General features: G+C 41.5%; 16 protein-coding genes and 1 other RNA gene. 5 read left to right on the forward strand and 12 right to left on the reverse strand.

Features of this window, described 5'->3' with window-relative positions; genetic code table 11:
• Positions 1-5 precede the first annotated feature (5 nt).
• Together cysM and rnpB are read right to left on the reverse strand one after the other, a co-directional pair.
• The gene (cysM, locus tag KTO63_RS02625) at positions 6-887 is read right to left on the reverse strand and encodes a cysteine synthase CysM (protein WP_217789568.1); all 882 of its coding nucleotides are present in this window, start codon (positions 885-887) and stop codon (positions 6-8) included.
• 215 nt (positions 888-1,102) lie between these two features.
• Positions 1,103-1,458, reverse strand: an RNA gene (gene rnpB, locus KTO63_RS02630) — RNase P RNA component class A.
• 349 nt (positions 1,459-1,807) lie between these two features.
• On the opposite strand from rnpB, the gene KTO63_RS02635 reads away from it, so the two are divergent.
• Positions 1,808-4,285: a TonB-dependent receptor gene (locus KTO63_RS02635; RefSeq protein ID WP_217789569.1), complete on the forward strand. Its 2,478-nt coding sequence runs from the start codon at positions 1,808-1,810 to the stop codon at positions 4,283-4,285.
• Positions 4,286-4,370: 85 nt separating this feature from the next.
• On the opposite strand, the gene KTO63_RS26355 is transcribed toward KTO63_RS02635, so the two are convergent.
• The gene (locus KTO63_RS26355) at positions 4,371-5,372 is read right to left on the reverse strand and encodes a sugar phosphate nucleotidyltransferase (protein WP_217789570.1); all 1,002 of its coding nucleotides are present in this window, start codon (positions 5,370-5,372) and stop codon (positions 4,371-4,373) included.
• A gap of 280 nt (positions 5,373-5,652) precedes the next feature.
• Between KTO63_RS26355 and KTO63_RS02645 the strand changes: the two genes are divergently transcribed.
• On the forward strand, positions 5,653-6,933 hold the full coding sequence (locus tag KTO63_RS02645) for a serine hydroxymethyltransferase (protein ID WP_217789571.1): 1,281 nt from the start codon (positions 5,653-5,655) through the stop codon (positions 6,931-6,933).
• Between the two features lie 333 nt (positions 6,934-7,266).
• Positions 7,267-8,247 carry a serpin family protein gene (locus KTO63_RS02650; protein WP_217789572.1) on the forward strand — a complete coding sequence of 327 codons (981 nt, stop codon included), beginning with the start codon at positions 7,267-7,269 and terminating at the stop codon, positions 8,245-8,247.
• Between the two features lie 91 nt (positions 8,248-8,338).
• Here the strand turns inward: KTO63_RS02650 and KTO63_RS02655 are convergent, their stop codons facing one another.
• The 4 genes from KTO63_RS02655 to KTO63_RS02670 form a co-directional block, all read right to left on the reverse strand.
• Entirely contained in the window at positions 8,339-11,173 is a 2,835-nt protein-coding gene (locus KTO63_RS02655) for a CHAT domain-containing protein (RefSeq protein WP_217789573.1), read from the reverse strand.
• On the reverse strand, positions 11,118-12,530 hold the full coding sequence (locus KTO63_RS02660; protein WP_217789574.1) for a S8/S53 family peptidase: 1,413 nt from the start codon (positions 12,528-12,530) through the stop codon (positions 11,118-11,120). The genes KTO63_RS02655 and KTO63_RS02660 overlap by 56 nt, the downstream gene beginning before the upstream one ends.
• 198 nt (positions 12,531-12,728) lie before the next feature.
• Positions 12,729-13,454 carry a tetratricopeptide repeat protein gene (locus KTO63_RS02665; protein ID WP_217789575.1) on the reverse strand — a complete coding sequence of 242 codons (726 nt, stop codon included), beginning with the start codon at positions 13,452-13,454 and terminating at the stop codon, positions 12,729-12,731.
• Between the two features lie 13 nt (positions 13,455-13,467).
• Positions 13,468-14,076: an RNA polymerase sigma factor gene (locus KTO63_RS02670; RefSeq protein ID WP_217789576.1), complete on the reverse strand. Its 609-nt coding sequence runs from the start codon at positions 14,074-14,076 to the stop codon at positions 13,468-13,470.
• 473 nt (positions 14,077-14,549) lie between these two features.
• On the opposite strand from KTO63_RS02670, the gene KTO63_RS02675 reads away from it, so the two are divergent.
• Positions 14,550-15,074, forward strand: a complete 525-nt coding sequence (locus KTO63_RS02675) for a hypothetical protein (RefSeq protein WP_217789577.1) — start codon at positions 14,550-14,552, stop codon at positions 15,072-15,074.
• A 221-nt stretch (positions 15,075-15,295) separates the two neighbouring features.
• The gene (locus tag KTO63_RS02680) at positions 15,296-15,721 is read left to right on the forward strand and encodes a DUF4293 domain-containing protein (protein ID WP_217789578.1); all 426 of its coding nucleotides are present in this window, start codon (positions 15,296-15,298) and stop codon (positions 15,719-15,721) included.
• Positions 15,722-15,891: 170 nt separating this feature from the next.
• Here KTO63_RS02680 and KTO63_RS02685 read toward each other — a convergent pair whose 3' ends face one another.
• The 5 genes from KTO63_RS02685 to thrS all read right to left on the reverse strand — a co-directional run bounded on the left by KTO63_RS02685 (position 15,892) and on the right by thrS (position 21,400).
• The gene (locus tag KTO63_RS02685) at positions 15,892-17,295 is read right to left on the reverse strand and encodes a type III PLP-dependent enzyme domain-containing protein (protein ID WP_217789579.1); all 1,404 of its coding nucleotides are present in this window, start codon (positions 17,293-17,295) and stop codon (positions 15,892-15,894) included.
• 168 nt (positions 17,296-17,463) lie between these two features.
• Positions 17,464-17,808: a 50S ribosomal protein L20 gene (gene rplT, locus KTO63_RS02690; RefSeq protein ID WP_217789580.1), complete on the reverse strand. Its 345-nt coding sequence runs from the start codon at positions 17,806-17,808 to the stop codon at positions 17,464-17,466.
• Between the two features lie 43 nt (positions 17,809-17,851).
• Positions 17,852-18,049 (reverse strand): 50S ribosomal protein L35, encoded by a 198-nt coding sequence (gene rpmI / locus KTO63_RS02695; RefSeq protein WP_217789581.1) that lies wholly within the window; start codon positions 18,047-18,049, stop codon positions 17,852-17,854.
• Positions 18,050-18,497: 448 nt separating this feature from the next.
• Positions 18,498-19,091, reverse strand: coding sequence for a translation initiation factor IF-3 (infC, locus tag KTO63_RS02700; RefSeq protein ID WP_217789582.1), 594 nt, complete (start codon positions 19,089-19,091; stop codon positions 18,498-18,500).
• Positions 19,092-19,459: 368 nt separating this feature from the next.
• Positions 19,460-21,400, reverse strand: a complete 1,941-nt coding sequence (thrS, locus tag KTO63_RS02705) for a threonine--tRNA ligase (protein WP_217789583.1) — start codon at positions 21,398-21,400, stop codon at positions 19,460-19,462.
• Between the last annotated feature and the right edge of the window lie 70 nt (positions 21,401-21,470).

The following is a 21,470-nucleotide window of genomic DNA, read 5'->3' on the forward strand; positions in this document are numbered from 1 at the left end:
AATTGCTAGTCAAAAAGATCGGACGATAAGTACCTGTCTCCCCTGTCGCAAACGATAAACACAATCACTCCTGATTCTAATTCATTTGCGAGTTGTATAGCTGCGTGCGCGGCACCGCCACTGCTCATACCGGCGAAGATGGCTTCTTCTTTGGCAAGGCGCTTGGTCATGGTGCGAGCCTCTTTTTCATCGAGTTCTATTATGCGGTCAACCCGGCTGCGGTCAAATATCTTGGGTAAGTATGCTTCGGGCCATTTTCGAATGCCGGGAATGCGCGAACCATCTGTTGGCTGGCAACCTACAATCTGCACATTTTGATTTTGTTCCTTTAAATATTTTGATACACCCATGATCGTTCCTGTTGTTCCCATGGAGGAAACAAAGTGCGTGATCTTTCTATCAGTGTCTCTCCATATTTCCGGGCCTGTTGTGCGGTAGTGCATCATGTAGTTGTCAGGGTTGCCAAATTGATTGAGCATCAAATAGCCGCCTTTTGCGACCTGCTCGTTCGCATAGTCAATGGAGCCTTCCATAGATCTTTCTTTTGGCGTTAAGATCACTTTTGCTCCGAAGGCCTTCATTGTGGAAACCCTTTCTTTAGTAGCATCATCGGGCATCACGAGTTCTATTTCCACACCAAACAGGCTGGAGATCATCGCCAGTGCAATGCCGGTGTTACCGCTGGTGGCTTCGATTAATTTAATGCCCGGTTTTATTTCTCCCCTGTCCAATGCTCCTTTGATCATGCCATAAGCCGCACGGTCCTTCACACTTCCTCCTGGGTTATTTCCCTCCAGCTTCGCATATACGGTGACGTTCTTATTGGTAGGAATATTCTTAAGCTCTACTAACGGTGTATTCCCTACTAAATCGAGTATACCTGCCATAGTCTATTGTTTTAATGGACTGCAAAATAAATTGAAAATGTGGGAATTTGAAAATTTGAAAATGAGGGAGCTTAGGGAGTTTTTTGCACCTTCAAGTAAACAAGATCAATTGAAGGTGCACTGTTTTATTAGGTTAAAATTTGAAAGAAAATGAAAGTGTACAATATGCCGCACTTGACATTTTCAAATCTTCAAATCTTCAAATTTTCAAATTAAAAAGCTACAAACTCATAAGCCGGATTCTGTTTTTACACTATCATTTATCTGTCCCGGGAATTACTTCCAGGGATCAATCTGCCTACCCTCCGGCATCGGGCGAGCAGCCCTCGGGCGCCGGTATACGTGGCATTTCAGCATGCAAGGTTTACCCGCTGTATGCATTACTGCATACGGCCGTGGGCTCTTACCCCACATTTTCACCTTTTTCCCGCGTGAGCAGGATAGTTATTTTCTGTGGCACTTTCTGTTGCTCCGATTGCTCGAAACACCCGGCTGTTCACCGGTGCATTTGCTCTGCGCTGTCCAGACTTTCCTTGCCGTCAAAAGACGACACGATAGTTCGGTTTGTAGCAAAGGCGAAATTACTTAATAAACTACAAAGAACGCAGATTTTCATGGTTGTCATGATTTGATATGATTTTTTGTTTGGCTTTGCGGATGAAGAATTTCCGCGTTTATAAAGGAATACCGCTTGTCATCCCGAGGAACGAGGGATCTGGGTTCCACACAAACAACCTGCCAGTGCGCGTCTCTGATCCCTCGTTCCTCGGATGACAAGCAAACGGGTCGAATGTTTTTCGAACAGCCATATGACATCAGGAGGTAAAGTAATCCGTAAAAATATATTTTCTGATATTAACAAAATAATATATGTTTATCTAAATTAAATTTTAGACACACCTAAATATTTTTTTAGTTAAATGAAAAAACTATTCTTTTTGAGCTTTCTTTTTACTTCATTTTGCGATGATCTGCAAGCTCAAACATCTGGCCAATCCAGGCACAAACACAGCATCAGGGGCGTTGTAAAAGACGAATTGACGGGTAATGGATTGGCAGGCGCGTCTGTCTTTATTCCAGCGATCAATGCTGGTGCACTTAGTAATGAACAAGGAAGTTTTACTATATCAGTTCCTGATTCTGTTAGGTATGAACTTGAGATAACGTCGGTAGGTTACGATAAAAAAAGCGTTACCGGAACTGCAAATGCAACGGTACATATAAAACTTTCAAAAACTTCCGCATCGCTTGAAGAAGTAGTGATCACGGGTGTTTCAAAAGCCACGTTGATCAGGGAAAATCCGGTTCCCATCGCCACCGTTTCATCCATCAAAATTGAAAAAACAATTGAGAGCAATATCATCGATGTGCTGATGAAGAATGTACCGGGTTTGAATACTGTAAAAACGGGACCGAATATTTCCAAACCATTCATCAGGGGGCTTGGCTACAATCGAGTACTGACCTTGTATGACGGCATTCGCCAGGAGGGCCAGCAATGGGGAGATGAACACGGTATTGAAGTAGATGCTTACAATATTGAAAAAGCAGAAGTGATCAAAGGGCCGTCCAGTTTGATGTTTGGCTCGGATGCACTGGCGGGCGTTGTGAGTCTTTTTCCTAACGTACCGAAGGAAAAGGACGGAAAGCTAAGAGGGAAATTCACGACAGAATATCAAAGCAACAATGGTCTGGTGGGAAACGGGCTGCGACTCAATTATAGCAATGAGCACTGGTCATACGCATTGCGTGGCTCCTATCGCTTCGCAAAAAATTATACAAACGCAGTGGACGGACGAGTATACAACACAGGATTTAGTGAGAAAAATTTTGCTGCACTGGCAGGCTATAATAATGACAAGCTCTCTTCTACCCTCAATTTTACTTTGTATGACAACCTGCAGGGAATTCCCGATGGTAGCCGTGATTCGCTTTCAAGAAAATTCACGAAACAGATCTATGAAGGCAGCCACGACGACATTGCCAGCCGGCCAATTGTAACAGGTGCAGAACTCAACAGCTATGCGCTTTCGCCATTGCACCAGCATATTCAACACTATCGTATTTACAATAATACCCGCTATATTTTTGGCACAAGCAACCTCGAAGTTTTGTTGGGTTTACAGCAAAATGTACGCAGGGAATTCAGTCATCCAACGGCACCCACACAAGCTGCATTATTTGTAAGATTGAACACTGTGAACTACAATATAAAGTACAACACACATTATTTTTCGAACATTGATTTTACTATTGGTGTGAATGGCATGTTGCAAAACAACAAGAGCAAAGATGCCACTGATTTTCCTATCCCCGATTACAACTTACTGGATATAGGATCCTATGTCTGTGCTACCTGGAAATATGAAAAATGGACGCTTAGTGGCGGTATCAGATATGATGTCCGAACCATGCACACGAAGGATATGTACATAGGCCCCAACTCCGGCAATGGGTTTCATAAGCAATACTTTTTGCCGGATACTGCCGGTTCGGTTTTGCAGTTTCCTGCTTTGCAAAAAACATTTACAGGAGTTTCACTAAGTGCGGGTGCAACATACAAACTCACCGAAAAGATTTCCGTGAAGGCCAACATTGCCAAGGGTTACAGAGCACCTAACATTACTGAGCTCGCTTCAAACGGCCTCGATCCCGGCGCTCACATTATCTATTTGGGAAACAGTAATTTTTCGCCCGAATTCAATTTGCAGGAAGATATCGGTCTGGACTTTAGCTCAAAAGATGCAACTGCGGGCATTAGTGTTTTCAATAACAACGTGCAGAATTACATTTACTTTTCCCAGTTAACAGACGGCGCCGGTAATCCACTCACAGATGCGCAAGGCAATAAAACTTTTCAATACCAACAGGAAGCAGCGCAGCTGTATGGCTTGGAAGCCTCATTAAGTATTCATCCACAACGGTTGAAAGGATTTATGATCAGCAATCATTTTTCTGCTGTATATGGCTTTAACAAGAATAATAACTACAAAGGAAAAGGTGTTGAAGGAGAGTATTTGCCATTTATTCCACCGGCGAAATTATTGAGTTCCGTTTCGCAGGAGATAAAAACCAAAAGTTCGTTTGTTCCTTCATTATCCGTACAAGCAGATATTGACTACAACGCCCGGCAGGACAGGTTCCTGCAATCCTTCAATACAGAAACGGTATCCGAAGCTTTTACGCTTTTCAACGCTTCCGTTAGCACCGTTATTAATTACAGTAAAAAATCTTCACTGCAATTTTATTTGCAGGTGAATAACATTTTCAACACGTCTTTCCAGTCAGGTTTGAGCAGGCTTAAATATTTTGAATACTATTCGCAATCGCCCAATGGTAAGCTGGGCATTTATGGGATGGGAAGGAATGCATGTGTAAAAATGATAGTGCCTTTCTAATTCAAAAGTAAAAAGTCAAAAGTCAAAAATGGTCCCGAATAGTTTGAACCGTTTTTGACTTTTGACTTTTTATTTTTTATTTCTTTTATATCGTTCTGCCTAAATCTATTTCAGCATTATCACCCACGTTCAAGCTTCGGCTTTCACCTTTCACTTCCGCGTCGCTGCCAATGAGGGAGCGGGTTATAACGATGTCGCTAAGGTTAGAAAAAGTACCAATTATGGCATCTTTTACGATGGAGGAATGAATGGTAACATTTTCTCCAATGGTAACGTTCGGCCCGATGATCGCATTGCGAATGTTGCAGCCCGAAGCGATGTTTACCGGAGGAATGATGATTGTATTTTCAAAGATGCGGTCCTCCGCTATTTTGTGTCCGAATTTTTTGAGCAGGATTGCGTTCGTGTCTAGCAAGGTTTCTTTCTTTCCGCAGTCAAACCAGTTCTGTACTTTAAATGGCGCGATCTTAATGCCGCTATTGATCATACACTCCAATGCATCTGTCAGGTTGAATTCGCCGTGACTTGTCAGGTTGTTTTCCAGGTTATTTTCAAGACACTGGAAAAGCTTTTCGGATTCCTTGATAAAGTAAATCCCCACCAGGGCCATGTTAGATTTCGGGATATGCGGTTTTTCCACCACCCGGCTGATCATGCCGTCCTCACCGATTTCCGCAACGCCAAAATCACGCGGGTCGTCTACTTTTTTTACGCCCAGAACGGAATGTTCGTTTTGCAGCACATCTTTCGGATTGTACTCGCAAATCGAATCGCCCAATACGATGAACAGCTCATCATTGTTAACGATGTCCTTTGTCAGTGCAATCGCTTGTCCTATGCCCTTGCGTTCATTTTGCTGTACAAAATGCACGTTGAGGCCGGGATATCTGTCTCTCACATAGTCCTGTATCTTGTTTCCAAGATATCCTACGATAAAAATGTATTCTGTTATACCGGCTTCCAGCAGTTGATCTACTATGATGCTTAAAATCGTTTTTCCTGCCAGTGGAATGAGAGCCTTAGGTTGAGTATATGTATGTGGTCGCAGCTTGGTTCCAGCACCAGCTACGGGAATAATAGCTTTCACTTGTAAAGTTTTAATATAAATATCTCCGAAAAACGGGCCGGTCTACGGCATTAGCTGTAAGAAACCGGTACATTTTTGAGTAACAGAGCCTTCCTTTTCATCATCTTCCGCACTCTGCAAACGAAAATAGGTATTTTTTGGTTTTTCGTATAGAAATCGATTGCAAAGGATAAACAGGAATCAGAAATTAGGAATTAGATAATCGGTGCAGCAGTCGTTCTAATTCCTAATTTCTAATTCCTAATTTCTAATTTCTAATTCCTCCCATTATCTTTGCGCCATGCAAAAAGACACATTAGTATTCGATCTGCTGAATAAAGAAAAAGTACGTCAGCAAAATGGCATTGAACTAATTGCCTCTGAGAACTTTACATCACTGCAGGTAATGCAGGCGATGGGTAGTGTAGCAACCAATAAATATGCTGAGGGTTACCCCGGAAAGCGTTACTACGGCGGCTGCGAAGTGATCGATGAAATTGAACAATTAGCTATCGACAGGATAAAACAAGTGTTTAATGCGACCTGGGCCAACGTGCAACCGCACAGTGGCGCACAGGCAAATGCGGCGGTTTTCCTTGCCTGCCTGAAGCCGGGAGATACCATTTTGGGTCTTGACCTGAGCATGGGCGGCCACCTTACACACGGTAGCCACGCTAACTTCAGCGGTAAAATTTACAACCCTGTTTTTTACGGTGTAACAAAAGAAGATGGATTGGTTGACTACGACCAACTGGAGAAAGTAGCGAGAGAAGCGAAACCAAAAATGATCATCGTAGGCGCGTCTGCCTACAGCCGCGACTGGGATTATGCAAGAGTAAGAAAAGTAGCTGACGAAATCGGTGCTTTAATCCTTGCTGATATTTCCCACCCTGCTGCTTTGATCGCCAAAGGTTTGTTGAACGATCCTTTGGAACATTGCCACATTGTTACTACCACTACACATAAAACTTTACGCGGACCTCGCGGCGGTGTTATTTTAATGCGCCACGATTTCGAAAATCCTTTTGGCATTAAAGATCCAAAAGGCAATACGCGCATGATGAGCGCATTGCTTGACCTGGCTGTGTTCCCTGGTATCCAGGGCGGACCGCTTGAGCACGTGATTGCTGCCAAAGCTGTTGCTTTCGGCGAAATTTTGAGCGATGATTTTACTGCTTACGCAAAACAAATTCAGGTAAATGCGCAGGCTATGGCAAAAGCATTGGTTAGCCGCGGTTACAACCTTATCAGCGGTGGTACCGATAACCACCTGATGCTGATTGATCTGCGTAACAAAAATATCACTGGTAAAAAGGCGCAGGAAACGCTTGATAAAGCAAACATTACGTTGAACAAGAACTCTGTTCCTTTCGATGACAAGAGCCCATTTGTAACAAGCGGTATCCGTGTTGGTGTTCCTTCTGTTACTACAAGAGGAATGAAAGCTGAGCACATGGAAACAGTAGTTGCCTTCATCGATAAGGTGTTGATGAACATCGACGACGAAGCGGTTATTGCCCAGGTAAACGAAGAAGTGAAAACCTTCATGAAACAATTCCCGTTGTATCCTGAATTGGGATAAAACAAACAGCATATATTTTCAAAGCCTGTTGCAATTGCAGCAGGCTTTTTTTATTTCCCGCAAAACAGCTTCACGCAAAGGCGCGAAGGAGCAAAGACAAGCAAAGACATCATAACTAAATTCAACCTTCGCGAAGATTGCAGATGATAAGGTTTCCTTATACACCTTCTCATCTTTGCGTCCTTTGCGTGAAACCTTTGCGCGCTTTGCGTGAAATAAAAATGATCGCATAGCACGAAGTCCACACTTCACACGCCGTTTTCTACACTTCATTTCCTTTGACATTTTTATCGGGACCAGCGCGATATACTTTTACACTTTAAACACTCTATTATGCAAAAAGCTTATCGTTTCACCCTTATAACCCTGGCCGTTGTGCTGATGAGCATGACCGCTTACAAGAAGCTCGCTTCTATTCTCATTTCACAAAATGATATTGATGAGGCCGTAAAAAATTATCTGCTGAATGACGTATTTGCAACCAATTATGATTCGTGGTACAAAATACGTCCGGAAGGTTTGAAGTTGCCTTCAGGCGACCGTGCAGCGCTGATGTCAGATCTTTTAAAAAGAGCAAAGGAACTGGTTAACAGCAAAGAATTTAAAGAGAGCTATGAGATCAGTATCGAAACCAACAAAGAAGCCTACGATTATAAACACAAAGACACGCTGCAATCAAAAACGGGTCTGGCCTACAACAACGCGATATCCGCACAGAAGCAAGTTTCCGAATATCAAATGCCCGATGCTGAAGCTACAAGGAAAGCAATGATACAAACAATGAATTCCTTGCCACCATCTGTTCTTACTCAAGCGGTGGGTCAGCAAATTGTAGAGATCAAAGAACAATTGCAGGACAATGAAAAAACGGAGGCTGAAAAAAAGCAACTACAAAAAAGCTTGAAAGAAAAACAGGATCTGCTGGCTTTATCAAAAACAAATCCTAACGAGTTCAAGAAAAAAGCTATTGAAAGTTTGTACCCTGCCGACATGAATGAAAAAATGAATAACGCTAAAAACGAACAGGACCAACAGTTCCAGGAGCAATTGAAAAAATTGAAAGAGGACATGGCGCAGGAACAAAGGAACTACGATACGTACAAACTGGAAAATGTGTTGCCTGAAAAACTCAAAGCATTTATAGAAGAAGCAAAATCGGTGGATTACAATGCGACCGTAATTAAAGGAAGATTTACCAACCCTGTCTACGAAAGAAAAAACAACAACTGGAAATACTTTTACCGCATGGGAAAAGAGCCAATGCAACAAGCAATCAGCTTCGCGGAGAAGTGGTTGAGCGAATTGAAAAAATAAATTAGTAGAGACAAGGCAATGCCTTGTCTTTTTTGTGCAATCATACAGCCCGGTACAGACAAGGCAATGCCTTGTCTCTACAGCCGGCCGATCATCGTCCGGCTTTTCTTTTTCGCATATACATTCCACCACCGATGACTGCAATGAGCAGCGTTCCGCCCAGCACGTATTTCCAATAGCCGCCGCCTCCGGCAATAACAGGATCAACTGTTCCCACCAACACAGGCGCTGCCCAGTAGTAAGGCAATGTTCTTTCCTTTGAAACTTTTTTCATGAACTCCAATTTCGCTTTTTGAAGAGCAACGTCTTTAGGAAACCCTTGTGCAAGATACTTGTACATCAACTCTGTAAGCTGGTATGTCGATTCATTGTTTACCGACCACAAGTTCGTAAGCGAAGATGGAATCCCCACAGCCGCAAAGGCCCTGTTGAAGCTGAACACGCCCTCTCCCCTATACAACCTTCCGGTCCCTGTTTGACATGCTGATAGCACAATGAAATTTGTGTTCATTGTATTGCCGGTAATTATGTCGGACAAATACAGTGCAGAATCCGCAAAATAAATAACAGGCTCTCCTATTGCGCTGGAGTCGGCAGCATGTGTATACAGTTGAATGACCTGGTATTGAGAAAATTCATCAAGGAACTGTTGGCGTGATGCTTTCTTCGTGACATATACTGCAGGCGAAGAAAAATAGTCGCTGATATTATCGAGTGATGCATCGCTGTTCTGCAATGAAGGCAAATGCATTCCCGCAGGATATGTAACAGGCGCCATCCCCATAAATTGCCCGTTTCCGGCATCCACACTATTCCTCACCTTATTGGTCATTAAGAATTTGGCAGAATAGGTGTAACTGATTGCATGATCTTCTATCATGTATTTTACAATAGGCCCATTATAGGAAGTTATCAAGGCTTCGAAAGGAAAGAAATTATCTCCGGGAGAAACGATCAATCTGCTTTTAAGCTTGCTCGTTCCCGCAATCAATTTATACAGATCGTTTGCGCATTTTTCAAAGGCACCGAAAAACCTGTTGAGCTTATCCGCATCATCACAATATTGGAGAAAACAAAGGCTTAGTTTATCATACTGTTTTTTGTCAATCTTATACAGGTTCTTTTCTGTTTTGGAAACGTGGAGCGCATAAATAGCGCTATCTCCTGAAAAAATTTCCAGCAGCGACTGATCATTTTCCAGTAAACGTTCCTGGACATTTTTCACTGTGATAAATACAGAATCCACAAGAGATTGGCTATATGCTTTGTTGTGGCCGCGAATATCGTCCTGCATTTTTTCGAGCCGCTTTTTGTTGTCGAACAGCTGATTCTGGTAATCGCGATATTGCGAAGAGTCAGAAGTCAGGTCCTTCAATATTCTTTCAAGCAGCACTATGTTTCTTTTAAGCTGCATGAATTTCACCACATCCTTTTTACCTATCGCATCGAGTTCGCGTATCTGATCATTCAGTAGAATGGCTCTGCTCTTTTCAAAAAAATAAAATGCCGCATCTGCATTGTGCGAAAAATTACAGGCTTCTATAGCATGCTCATACAAGCGGTGGCTGCTTTCGCGCCAAAAGAGTTTCGATTGCACGTCTGATTGCTCGGCCTTTAACCTGTCGAAAAATCTATCGGTTGTATGATAAATGCTGATCGCCTTTTCAAGATCTGCCGTTGCATGTGTTACCTTGTATTTCGCCAGCCACGCATCTCCCAGGTCAATCACAAATCCAGTAACATATTTCACTTGTACATTTGCAAGAGACATCTGCAACAACATCGTTTCTGATCCTCCCGGCTCCAACAGATCAAACGCTTGCTGAAAGGTTTTCATTGCATTGTTGAAATCGCCTTTTTTCACATAAATATTGGCAACATTATCCAGCACATTGAAAATTTCGAAGTCACGCGTTTGTTCATCAATTTCTTTAACGCTCTTAAAAATTTTAATTGCCTGCCGGTAAAGGTCAAGCGCTTTATCGTATTCATGTGTTTTATTGTAGTAAACTTCAAATGCGATATTATTCAACACAGTTGCATGTCCCGCATCTTCTGTTTTACTTTTCCTGTAATTTTCCAGCACTTTATTAGAATAGTACAAAGATTGCCTGATATCTCCCTTCCTCGCATACAGCTGGCCGAGGTTCCCATACACAATAGGCAGATAGGCCTGGCTTTCTTTTGAATTGTGTGTTTCAACAAACTGAAGCAAAATATTTTCCGCATCCTCATATCTCCCCAGGTTCATCAATGAAAGGCCCTTCCACATGGGAAGCACACTTGCCAGGTAGGCACTGTTGTAGTTTTTTTGAATGATTTCACCATACTTTACATAATTCAGACAGCCATGATAGTCGCCAATGTCAAACGCATGGTCGGCCGCATCAAACAATATTCTCAGTGTATAAGGTGACTGAACATTTTCTTTTGCAATGATGGAAAGACAACTGTCGGTGGCGTATTTCTTTTCCATCGGAAGATGCAGCGAATCATACAACTTACCCAAAAGTGCATAGTCCGTTACCAACAATCCATTGCCGGACGCTGATTTGTTTTTGGGCAGACTGGCGATAGCAATGGACTGTTTCGCTGAAGCCACTGCATTTAAAAAATCGCCTCTTCTCGAATACATAAGTCCCAATGTAAGCAGTAGCGACGCATGAGTTGTATCTCCCTTATATGCACATTTATCTATGTTCGCCTTATACTGCAGAAGTTCTTTCAAATAATCTTCCGAAAATCCTTTTACAGAATCCCTTAAGTAAAGCGTCCGTTTAAATAAAACATCCCTGTCAGGGCATTGTGCCGACAGGGATGAGGAAATAGTTAACAATAAAAATATGCAGATGTATGTTCTTATCCTGGCTTTAGTTCTTGATATATTGGCCAAGTACAGTATACTTAACAGGTAGCGTTGTTTCATTGATCACCGATGGTGCTGCATTGTTTACACCGATGCCTTGAAGGTATAACTTTGTAGTGGGTTTAAATCCATTTTGTATTATATAATTTACAATTTTGCCACTTACTACCGGCGCCACAAAAGACGAACCTTCGACTGGGTATGTGAGAAATGGCACATTCATCGTACAACAACCTGTATCGCTTTTCAAAACACCCAGCGTTACATATACATCAGAATAGTTTTGATAATAGCACGGCCACATGACATCATTACTTCCTGTTAACCCGGTAACACTTATCAAATCAGCTGTTGACTCTGAAAAACATGCCGGAAAAAACAGGTGGTGCGGGGTAAGCTTATTTGAAGGTTTCACAGGTTGATAGCAAAGCTTTTCATTCTCATGAGGTTGGCTCGTATCATTTCCTGCTGCTGCAACTATTACAGTCGAGTCATATATTTTGGTAAAATATCTTGTGAACACGGAATCTTTCTCGCCGTAATATCCCAAACTTGCATTGATAACCGATGCGTTGTTTTTGCGTGCATACGCCAACCCACAGCTCACAGAAAATACGCTTCCGTGACCATGTGCATCCAGAACTTTCAGTACCATAATCCGCGGCGACTGATTTGTAAGTTGTGTCAATGTAATAGCTGTAGCCGCGCTTCCATGTTTGCTGGCATTATCGTCCAGCAATATCTTAGGATCTTCTCCCGGAAGGAAATTGTACAAAGTATTTCCGGGAACCGGCTCCTGCCAGATCATGCTTCTTATTTGCGGATCAAACAACGTGGTATCCAGACCAGTATCCATGATGGCGAGAATTCCTTGCTTACTCACTGTACCAGGGAAACCTTTGATCCTGACACCTTGTTTGATGGATTGTATTACAGTATCCATTTTACTTGCCGATCCTGATGTTGGCGGATTCGGTGTAGTTGGTGCCTGAATGATCATGGGGACCCTTGGCGGTGGCGGCGGCTTTAAAGTTGCATCACCACTACTGTCTATCACAATTAAATTGGCTGTAATGTTGGTGAGATTAGGATCGCAAGGGCAGGTATATACCTTGATGCTGTCTGTTTGTGAGGAGATCTTTCGACGGCCGCCCGCTCCATTATTTCCTTCTTCCCTTCCCTTGCCTGTACTGTCGGGATATTTGAGTCCCCTGACATATGCAATAACGCTGTCGAGGCTTCTTTTCTTTTCGTCATCACTTGCGTTGGGGTTGGTGGAGACGTTCCAGTTTACATAATTAGGGAAGTTGTAGATCTTTACTTTTGTGTTGCGTTTGCAGGCCGACATAACAAAAACCATAACACTTACTCCAAGCATTATGGTAGTGGCCCGTTCTTTTGCCCAGGTGTAGTTCATTGACAGTCGTTTTGCAATATGATTGGTAAATAATGACTGGTGGCGGGCTACGGAAGAGAGTTGTTAGTTGTTAGTTATTAGTTGTTGGTTGTTAGGCTTTCAGCTCAACTTCTTCCAGTTTAGCTGCCAGATACTATTTGCAAGATTGCATATAATAAAGTCTAACAACTACCAACTACCAACAAACAACTATTTTCACTACATTTTTTTCAACCATTGTTCTGCAATGTCTTTGCCTTCAAGATTTTGGTCAACAACTTCTTTGAGAAGTATATGAGCTCTTTCTTTATCCTGCGCCTGGTTGCGTTTCATGAGGGTAAGGGCGAGATAAAACTTGCCGGGATTTGAATAAAGACTTTTTGTAGAAAGATCTTCGAAATAAGAAATAGCCTTGTCGTATTGCTGCAAACGCAATGCTGATATGCCTGCATATCTTTCCGCAAGATCTTTTGTATTGTCGTTCTTATAAATGGATTCAAATGTTTTTAGCGACTCCTCCAGTTTGCCCGCATTGTATTGCTCAAGGCCTTCCTGCATGTTATCGTGTGCACCCATATTCACGCTAAAGGTCGTCAATTGACTGTCAATATATTGATTCGCCAGTTTTTCTGTGGAAACCGGTTTGAAAAACAACCAGCTCATTACCACCGCTACCAGGAAAACGCAGGCGGCGGCATATATTATAGCCCTGCGCAGAGATATAACCTTGGCAGGCTGGGCTGCACGTTGATTGAAATTAAGTTGCCTGAAGCGCTCTCTTCTCTCATCATTTGCCATATCCGCTGCTGCTTGCTGACCAGAAACATAAAAAGCAACCTCTTCCGCAAAAGACGTATCGTTCTGAATGCGTTCATCAAAGGATTTTTTTTCATCAGGTGTTGGGGTGCCTTTGAAATAATCTTCTATGTACTCTAAATTGTTCATTCTGACTAAGGGTTTACTGTTTATACATGTGTCTCAATTTTTCCATGCATCTCAGTCTGCTGGTTTTGGCAACTGCCGCAGTTTTAAAACCTACCATCGTTGCTATTTCCTTATCGCTGAAACCATCTGCAAAAAGCAATAGCATCTGTTTACAATTTTCTCCGATCTGACTTAGTCGTTTCCTCAGCAAATCAAAATCCGTTTTTTCTATAAGTTGCTGGACAATGGTCTTGCTGGTGTCCGACATAGTATTTAATGCGTCTGTTAAAACAAATCCGTGATGCATTTCATTCTTCTTAGTCGTGTTTTTTCGAACCTGGTCAACACATTTGTTGTGGAAAATCTGATATAAATAAGTTTTTAGTGAGGATCTTTCCTGGAAATTGGCATTTACTACGTTGTTAATCACCGTAATAACTGCATCTGAGTATGCGCTGAAGGCATCTTCATAATTAACTGAATATTTGTGCCTTCCTTCTTCGATGAAATAGGCAAACTTCAGGTAAAGGGCATTTTCATACTCTACGTGCCTGTTATCTTTTCTTCTCAATCCCTCAATAATGTCTGTATCTGTAATAGACGTTGATTGCATAATAGCCTTAATGGGTTCTAAATTAATCATTTACAGCTGTTTTTTAAAACAAACGCTGTGATAGTTTTTTACAACCAGCCAAAAAAGTTCAATTGACAACAAAAACCGGCTTTCTACAAAAGGTTGGGGTGAGAGAGTAAAGACCAATTCCATCTCACAAATTCATAAGAAAGGTATCTGCCGAGCACGAGTATACTTACAAACAAACCACTAGAAAGTTCGGACAAGATGTGCTAAGTCAAAAAGTAAAAAGTAAAAAGTAAAAAACTTTAAATCCAGATTTGTCTCTGTTTTATAAAAACAAGCAGCATCCAGGAATTTTTACTTTTTACTTTTTACTTTTTACTTTTTTTCGTTCCTCCTGTTTCCATCGTTTTCATATGCGCGACAAAGTATGTGCATGCAGCATTAACCCGGATATCTCACACAACTCCTCCCTTTCAAAGCCATTGCAGTCCTGCCTTTTGAGCATTTTTAAACAACATCATTTAAACATAAAATTTATGAAAAAGTTATTCTTCAGCGTTCTGACTATTACCGGAATGCTATTCGCAAACACATCAAATGCGCAAAATCAATACGTCGCTTTATCAGGCAAATCTTACGATCCGAATGCAGCTACCAGCAGTTCAGAAGGCATGGCCACTCTGGCAAACACTAACCAGAAAGCGTATAAAAACTTCGTAAGCCATTACAGCAACATTAATGACATCTCTGTTACCGATGGCAAAAAAACCAGCATTGTCGTTTTCAAAAATGCAGGTATTCTTACCCGTGTATGTTACAGTAAGAAAGGTGAATGCCTGAATACCATTCGCTACTACGATCCAGCTATGCTTCCTCAGAGCGTGAAAGATGCCATCAAAGCTGACTATGCAGGCTATTCAATATTTGGCGTTACAGAAGTTACCGTAGGTGAAAAAACAGGCTATTTGGTGAAAATACAAAATGAGAAATACTGGAAAACAATAAAAGTTGTAGACGGCGAAACTGAAGAAACAGAAAAATTCGAAAAAGCTAATCCATAATATACAAGTCAGGTTTTTGTCCCTTCTCTTCTCTCCTTACCACTTCAAGCCATTCAAATCTTCGAATGGCTTTTTTTTGGCGCGGCCCCTACATGCAAGTAGACGATGTACGGTGTACGAAATTGTTTCCAGAGTTGCGCTGGAATGAAATTCGTACAACGTACATCTTAATTTACATCGTACATCTTTTTGTTTATTTTTACCGCAGTTAAAAACTCATTATGATTCAACGTATACAAACGATCTGGCTGGCACTGGCTGCCATATGCGGATTTGCAATGTCACGCGTGCCTTTATTCAATGCAACTTTGGCCGATAATTCAAGCCGCATTGTTTTCGCTTCGGACCATCTTGTTGTTTTCGCTCTGAGTATCGCAGTAGCTTGCATGTCAACTGTTGCCATTTTCCTGTTCAAAAAAAGAACAACTCAATTTAAACTCGCAGTCACTGGAATTTTGCTTTCAATCGCTGTAGTTGGGTTGGAGGTATATTACATCAATGCATTCAAACAGTCAACGCCAATGGTTAAGGGAACTTATAGCTGGGGTGGTCTATTACCAATCGCCATGGCAATCTTTCTTTGGCTGGCAGCCGGAGGAATAAGAAGAGACGAGAAGTTAGTGAAAAGCCTGGACAGACTTAGGTAATTGAAAATTGAAAGTTGAAAATGGTAGGGGCGAATTGTATTCGCCTACAATAAATTAAAAGGCTCCGATAATTCTAATTTATCGGAGCCTTTTTTATTAGCGAGATTGAAAACAATTACAATGGAAGTATCGAAAGCATTTTCAATTTTCAACTTTCAATTTTCAATTCATCACATATATCCCAAAATCTTAAGCATACTCTGAGCGCTCTGCTCTTTCGCGTATACCCAATCTGTTAGCTTTCCGTTTTTGTCATAACCAACAATAACGTGCTTTGGAGAAGGGATCAGGCAGTGTTTAATGCCTCCGTATCCACTGATTTGGTCCTGGTAAGCGCCCGTATGGAAGAAGCCTACGTATAAAGGTTCATCCGGCGTTACTTTAGGCAGGAACACCTCGTTGATATGCTCTTCGGAATCATAGTAGTCATGACTATCACAGGTAAGGCCGCCTAAGACGACTCGCTGGTACTCCGCGTTCCATTTGTTGATCGGCAACATCAGGAAGCGTTCGCCAATACCCCAGGTATCAGGCAATGTGGTAATGAAGGATGAATCGATCATGTACCATATCTCACGATCGTTTTGCGTTTTTTGAGCAATAACGCTGTAAATGTGCGCCATGCTTTCACCAACGGTAAAACTTCCAAACTCTGTGTAGATATTTGGCATTGGCACTTTGGCTTTCTTGCAGGCGTTTTTAATGGTGCCTACAATCTCGGTTACCATGAACTGGTAATCGTAGTTAAAGCCCAATGAATGCTTGATTGGGAAACCGCCGCCAATGTTGATTGAATCCAGTTCAGGACAGATCTTTTTCAACTGGCAATACAAGTTCACTACCTTATTCAACTCACTCCAGTAGTAGATATCATCTTTAATACCTTTATTCAAAAAGATATGGAGCATCTTTAGCTGGAACTTGTTTTCGTAGCCTTCGATATTATCTACATAAAACTCCAGGATATCTTTCGCACGAATACCCAATCTTGAAGTATAGAATGGGAAATTCGGCTCCTCTTCAGCAGCTACACGGATACCCATTTTGAACGGAACTTTTACAGATCGTCTGTAAGCATCCAGTTCTTCTTTGTTATCCAATACCGGGATCACATTTTTAAAACCTGTGTTCAACAGGTTTGCAATGCGCCTGGTATAAGTTTTTTGTTTGAACCCATTACAAATGATAAAGGTATCTTTTGTGATCTTTCTGCGCTGGTAAAGCTTTTTGATGATCTCAATATCATAGGCATAAGAAGTCTCCAAATGAATATCATTCTTTAACGCTTCTTCCACGATAAATGAGAAATGCGAACTTTTAGTGCAGTAACAGTAATAATATTTGCCTTCATACTTATGCTTTTTAAAAGCATTGGCAAACATGTCCTTGGCCTTGTTGATCTGCTTCCCGATTTTGGGCAGGTAAGTAAGCTTCAACGGAGTGCCGTACTTTTCGATCAGCGCTTTGAGATCAAGGCCATTAAACTCAAGATACCCATTATCAACATCAAAACCTTCCTGAGGAAAATTAAAGGTTTGATCCACTAACTCATAATAAGTTGTGTTGTTCTCCAATTGGCGATAGATTAAATGTGAAGAATGTTTTTAAAAATCGTTTAGCCCTTTTGTGAGGGTTTTGAAAAAACTTCACAAAAGTAACTGTTTGAATGATTTAAAAAACAAAAAAAACCGGAGTATACATAAATGTAACTCCGGTTTCTTCTTATAGTAAGAAATTCATTCTTATTTTACTGAATTCACCAGGTTTTTGAAAGACTCTGGATTGTTCATTGCAAGGTCAGCAAGTACTTTTCTGTCAAGCGTGATACCTTTTTTGTTCAACTTGTCGATGAAAGTAGAGTAAGTCAAACCTTCTTCTCTTACTGCTGCGTTGATACGAGCGATCCACAAAGCGCGGTATTCTCTCTTTTTAAGTTTACGACCTACATAGCTGTAAGTAAGACCTTTTTCTACAACGTTTTTGGCAACTGTATATACATTTTTACGTTTGCCATAGAAACCTTTCGCCTGGTTAAGGACTCTTTTTCTACGTGCCCTTGATGCTACTGCATTTTTTGAACGTGGCATATCTGAATAATTTTAAAGTTTTAATTAATTAGTTACGGGAAAATTACTTAAGACGCAATAAACGTTTAACGAAGTAAGTGTGAGAAGCACTAACAACTCCATCCTGACGCAACGCACGTTTACGTTTTTTAGACTTTTTTGTAAGGATGTGACGTTTGAAAGACTTTTGGTGAGTAATTTTTCCAGTAGCCGTTACTTTAAAACGCTTCTTGGCACTAGAGTTTGTTTTTACTTTAGGCATTTTATTACCATTATAAAAGTGATACCCTGCTGGCGGTTCCGAACAGACGGAACTCTTATGGAGCCTTGTGGGCAATTCAAATATGTGGGTACATATTTGGGAGTGCAAAAGTAAGGCAATTAATTAAGAATTAGGAATTAAGAATTAAGAATTTTTCAAAGCCAATCTCTTCGCCTGATCGTAAACAATTATTTTTCAACATTTTATTTAAAAACTGCAATTTTTCCTCGCAAAAATTTCTTCTTTTTTTATCTCACCTACGCACAACTATTGAGCCTTCGTTACGCCGCACTCTTTACGGTAGTAATTCTATTGGCCAATACTGGAAGTTTCATTACACAAGGCAATCAGGAACTTGGAGCAATTCTTAATTCCTAATTATTAATTCTTAATTCCTGATTTCTAACTCCTAATTCCTATAAAAAAAGCCCCTATCGGGGCTTTTTTACTATTCTTCAGCTTTAGCGGGTTTCTTTTTCGCTTTCGGCGCCCAAATGGCCAGCATTCTTTTGCCTTCCATTTTCGGCATGCCTTCAAGTGCACCAAATTCTGCGAGACGTTCCGCAAATTTCAGCAGGAGAAGTTCTCCCCTGTCCTTGAACTGGATTGCACGTCCTTTAAATTGTACGTAAGCTTTCACCTTGTTACCTTCTTTAAGGAAGGTCTCAGCGTGCTTCGCCTTGAAGTTAAAATCGTGATCATCCGTATTTGGAGTAAAACGAATCTCTTTCACTTCAGAAACTTTGGCTTTCGCCTTCATTTCTTTCTCTTTCTTCTTCTTTTCGTATAAGAATTTGTTGTAATCGATGATTTTACAAACAGGAGGATCTGCATTAGGAGAAATCTCTACAAGGTCCATTTGCTGGTCCTGTGCCATGCGTAATGCTTCCTGAATGGAATATACGCCTACTTCAACGTTGTCTCCAACTAGCCTCACCTGTGGCACTCTGATCATGTGATTGGTGCGGTGTTCCTGCTGTTGCTCCTTCTTAAAACGGGGGTTAAAACCTCCTCTAGAAGATGGTCTGGGTGGAAATGCCATATTATTTTGTCCACTACCTGCTGTCGGCAGCACAGGGGCTTTTGTGGAATGCTTTCATTTTAATTTTAAAAATCTGCCGCTTGATCAATCGTTAAAGACAATTCTGAAATCAAATTGTTCAAATCGCCTCTTTATTCATAAAAAACCGTTCCAAAAATACGAATAAAAGTAATTTATTACCAGGAACTTTTCTACTCAATTAATAATTAAGAATTAATAATTAATATCTGATCCCTACAAAACTTTGACTTTGCTTGGTTTAGCAGCATCGACAGCCTTTGGCTTTATATCCGCAAAATTTAGGAAGCGGTGTTTTTTGATGACTACTACCCTATTAATTATTCTTTATTAATTATTAATTCGTATTCCTATTCTTCATTTCTTTTCTCCTGAATCTCTGCCACAGCGTCGGCGATAAAGTCTTCTACAGCTTTTACCCCTGCGTCGCCTTTACCGTGTCTTCTGATGGCTACCTTGTTTTCGTTGACCTCTTTTTCGCCAATTACCAGCATATAAGGCACTTTCATCAGTTCTGTATCGCGGATTTTCTTGCCTATTTTTTCATTTCTGTCGTCTATTTCTGCTCTGATGCCCGCTTTTCTTAATTTTTTCAACAGGTCCTCAGAATAAGGGAAGAATTTATCGCTAATTGGCAAAATCTTAACCTGCAATGGTGCCAGCCATAATGGGAAACGACCCGCATAGTGTTCCAAAAGGAATCCGATGAAGCGCTCATGTGTACCAAGTGGTGCACGGTGAATGACCAATGGAATTTCCGGCTCGTTGTTCTGATTAGTGAATGACAGGTTGAAACGGCGTGGCTGCGCAAAGTCAACCTGGTTGGTAGCTAGGGTAAATTCTCTACCGATAGCGCTCCATATCTGAACGTCAATCTTAGGACCATAGAAAGCTCCTTCGCCTTTTACTTCTACAAATGGAATGTTGCTTTCAATCAACACATTTCTTACAAGTTCCTCTGTTTCGAGCCACAGTTCAGGTTCGTTCACATATTTCTGCCCCAACTTCTCCGGATCGTGCAGAGACAGGCGCATCACGTATTTCTCAATACCGAATATTTTGAAATATTTCAGATACATGTCGTTTACCGCTCTGAACTCCTGCGCAAATTGCTCTTTAGTGCAATAGATATGCGCATCGTTCATGTGCAGACAACGTACGCGCATCAAACCAAACAGTTCACCACTTTGCTCGTAGCGGTAGCATGTACCGTATTCCGCAATTCTGTATGGCATTTGGCGGTAGCTCTTTGGCTCTGCATCAAATATTTTGTGGTGATGCGGACAGTTCATCGCCTTCAGATAATATTTTTCGCCGTCCATTTCCATTGGAGGGAACATACTGTCTGCGTAGTACGGCAAGTGACCACTGGTTAAATACAGATTTTCTTTCGCGATATGCGGTGTTACCACTCGTTTGTAACCGGCATCTTCTTCGGTTTCTTTTGCCAGTTTTTCCAACTCTTCAATGATAACGGTACCGTTTGGCATCCATAAAATAAGACCCTGGCCAATATCATCGTTGGTAGTGTAAATGCCCAACTCTTTACCCAGCTTGCGGTGGTCGCGTTTTTTTGCTTCCTCCAGCATGTGCAGGTACTCGTCCAGTTCTTTCTGGTTTGGAAAAGAAATACCGTACAACCTTGTAAGCTGTTTGTTTTTCTCATCACCTTTCCAGTAAGCACCAGCTATGTTTGTAAGCCTGATCGCTTTGATCAAACCTGTTTGCGGAATGTGTGGTCCGCGGCACAGGTCGGTAAAGCCGCCTTGTGTGTAAAACGTGATGCCACCATCCTGCAGATTGCTCAGCAGGTCAAGCTTGTATTCATCACTTTTATCTTCAAAATATTTTACAGCATCTGCTTTGCTGATCTCTTTGCGGATGTAAGGATTGCTTTGTTTTGCCAGCTCTGCCATTTTAGCTTCCAGCTTGCGCAGGTCATCTTCTGTAACTTGTTTGCCACCAAAATCTATATCGTAGTAGAAACCACCTGTTTCTAAAGAAGGCCCAACCCAAAATTTCACACCAGGATACAACGCTTCAACGGCCTCTGCCATTAAGTGGGCAGACGAGTGCCAAAAAGTAGCCTTGCCATCTTTATCGTCCCAGGTTATCAGTTTCAGCGTGGTGTCGTTGTAGATAGGACGCGTTGCATCCCATACTTCTCCATTTACGTTTGCTGCCAATACTTTTTTTGCTAATCCTTCACTAATGGATTTTGCAACGTCCATTGCTGATGTTCCTGGCTGATATTCTCTTACCGCGCCGTCCGGAAATGTTACTTTTATCATTGGTTCTTTGTAAGTTTTTGCTGCCAGAGACAGTCGTTAGTTGTTAGTTGCTGGTTGTTAGATTTGATCG

It is taken from the genome of Pinibacter aurantiacus (assembly GCF_019130065.1).
In the GTDB taxonomy this organism is placed as follows: Bacteria; Bacteroidota; Bacteroidia; order Chitinophagales; family Chitinophagaceae; genus Pinibacter; species Pinibacter aurantiacus.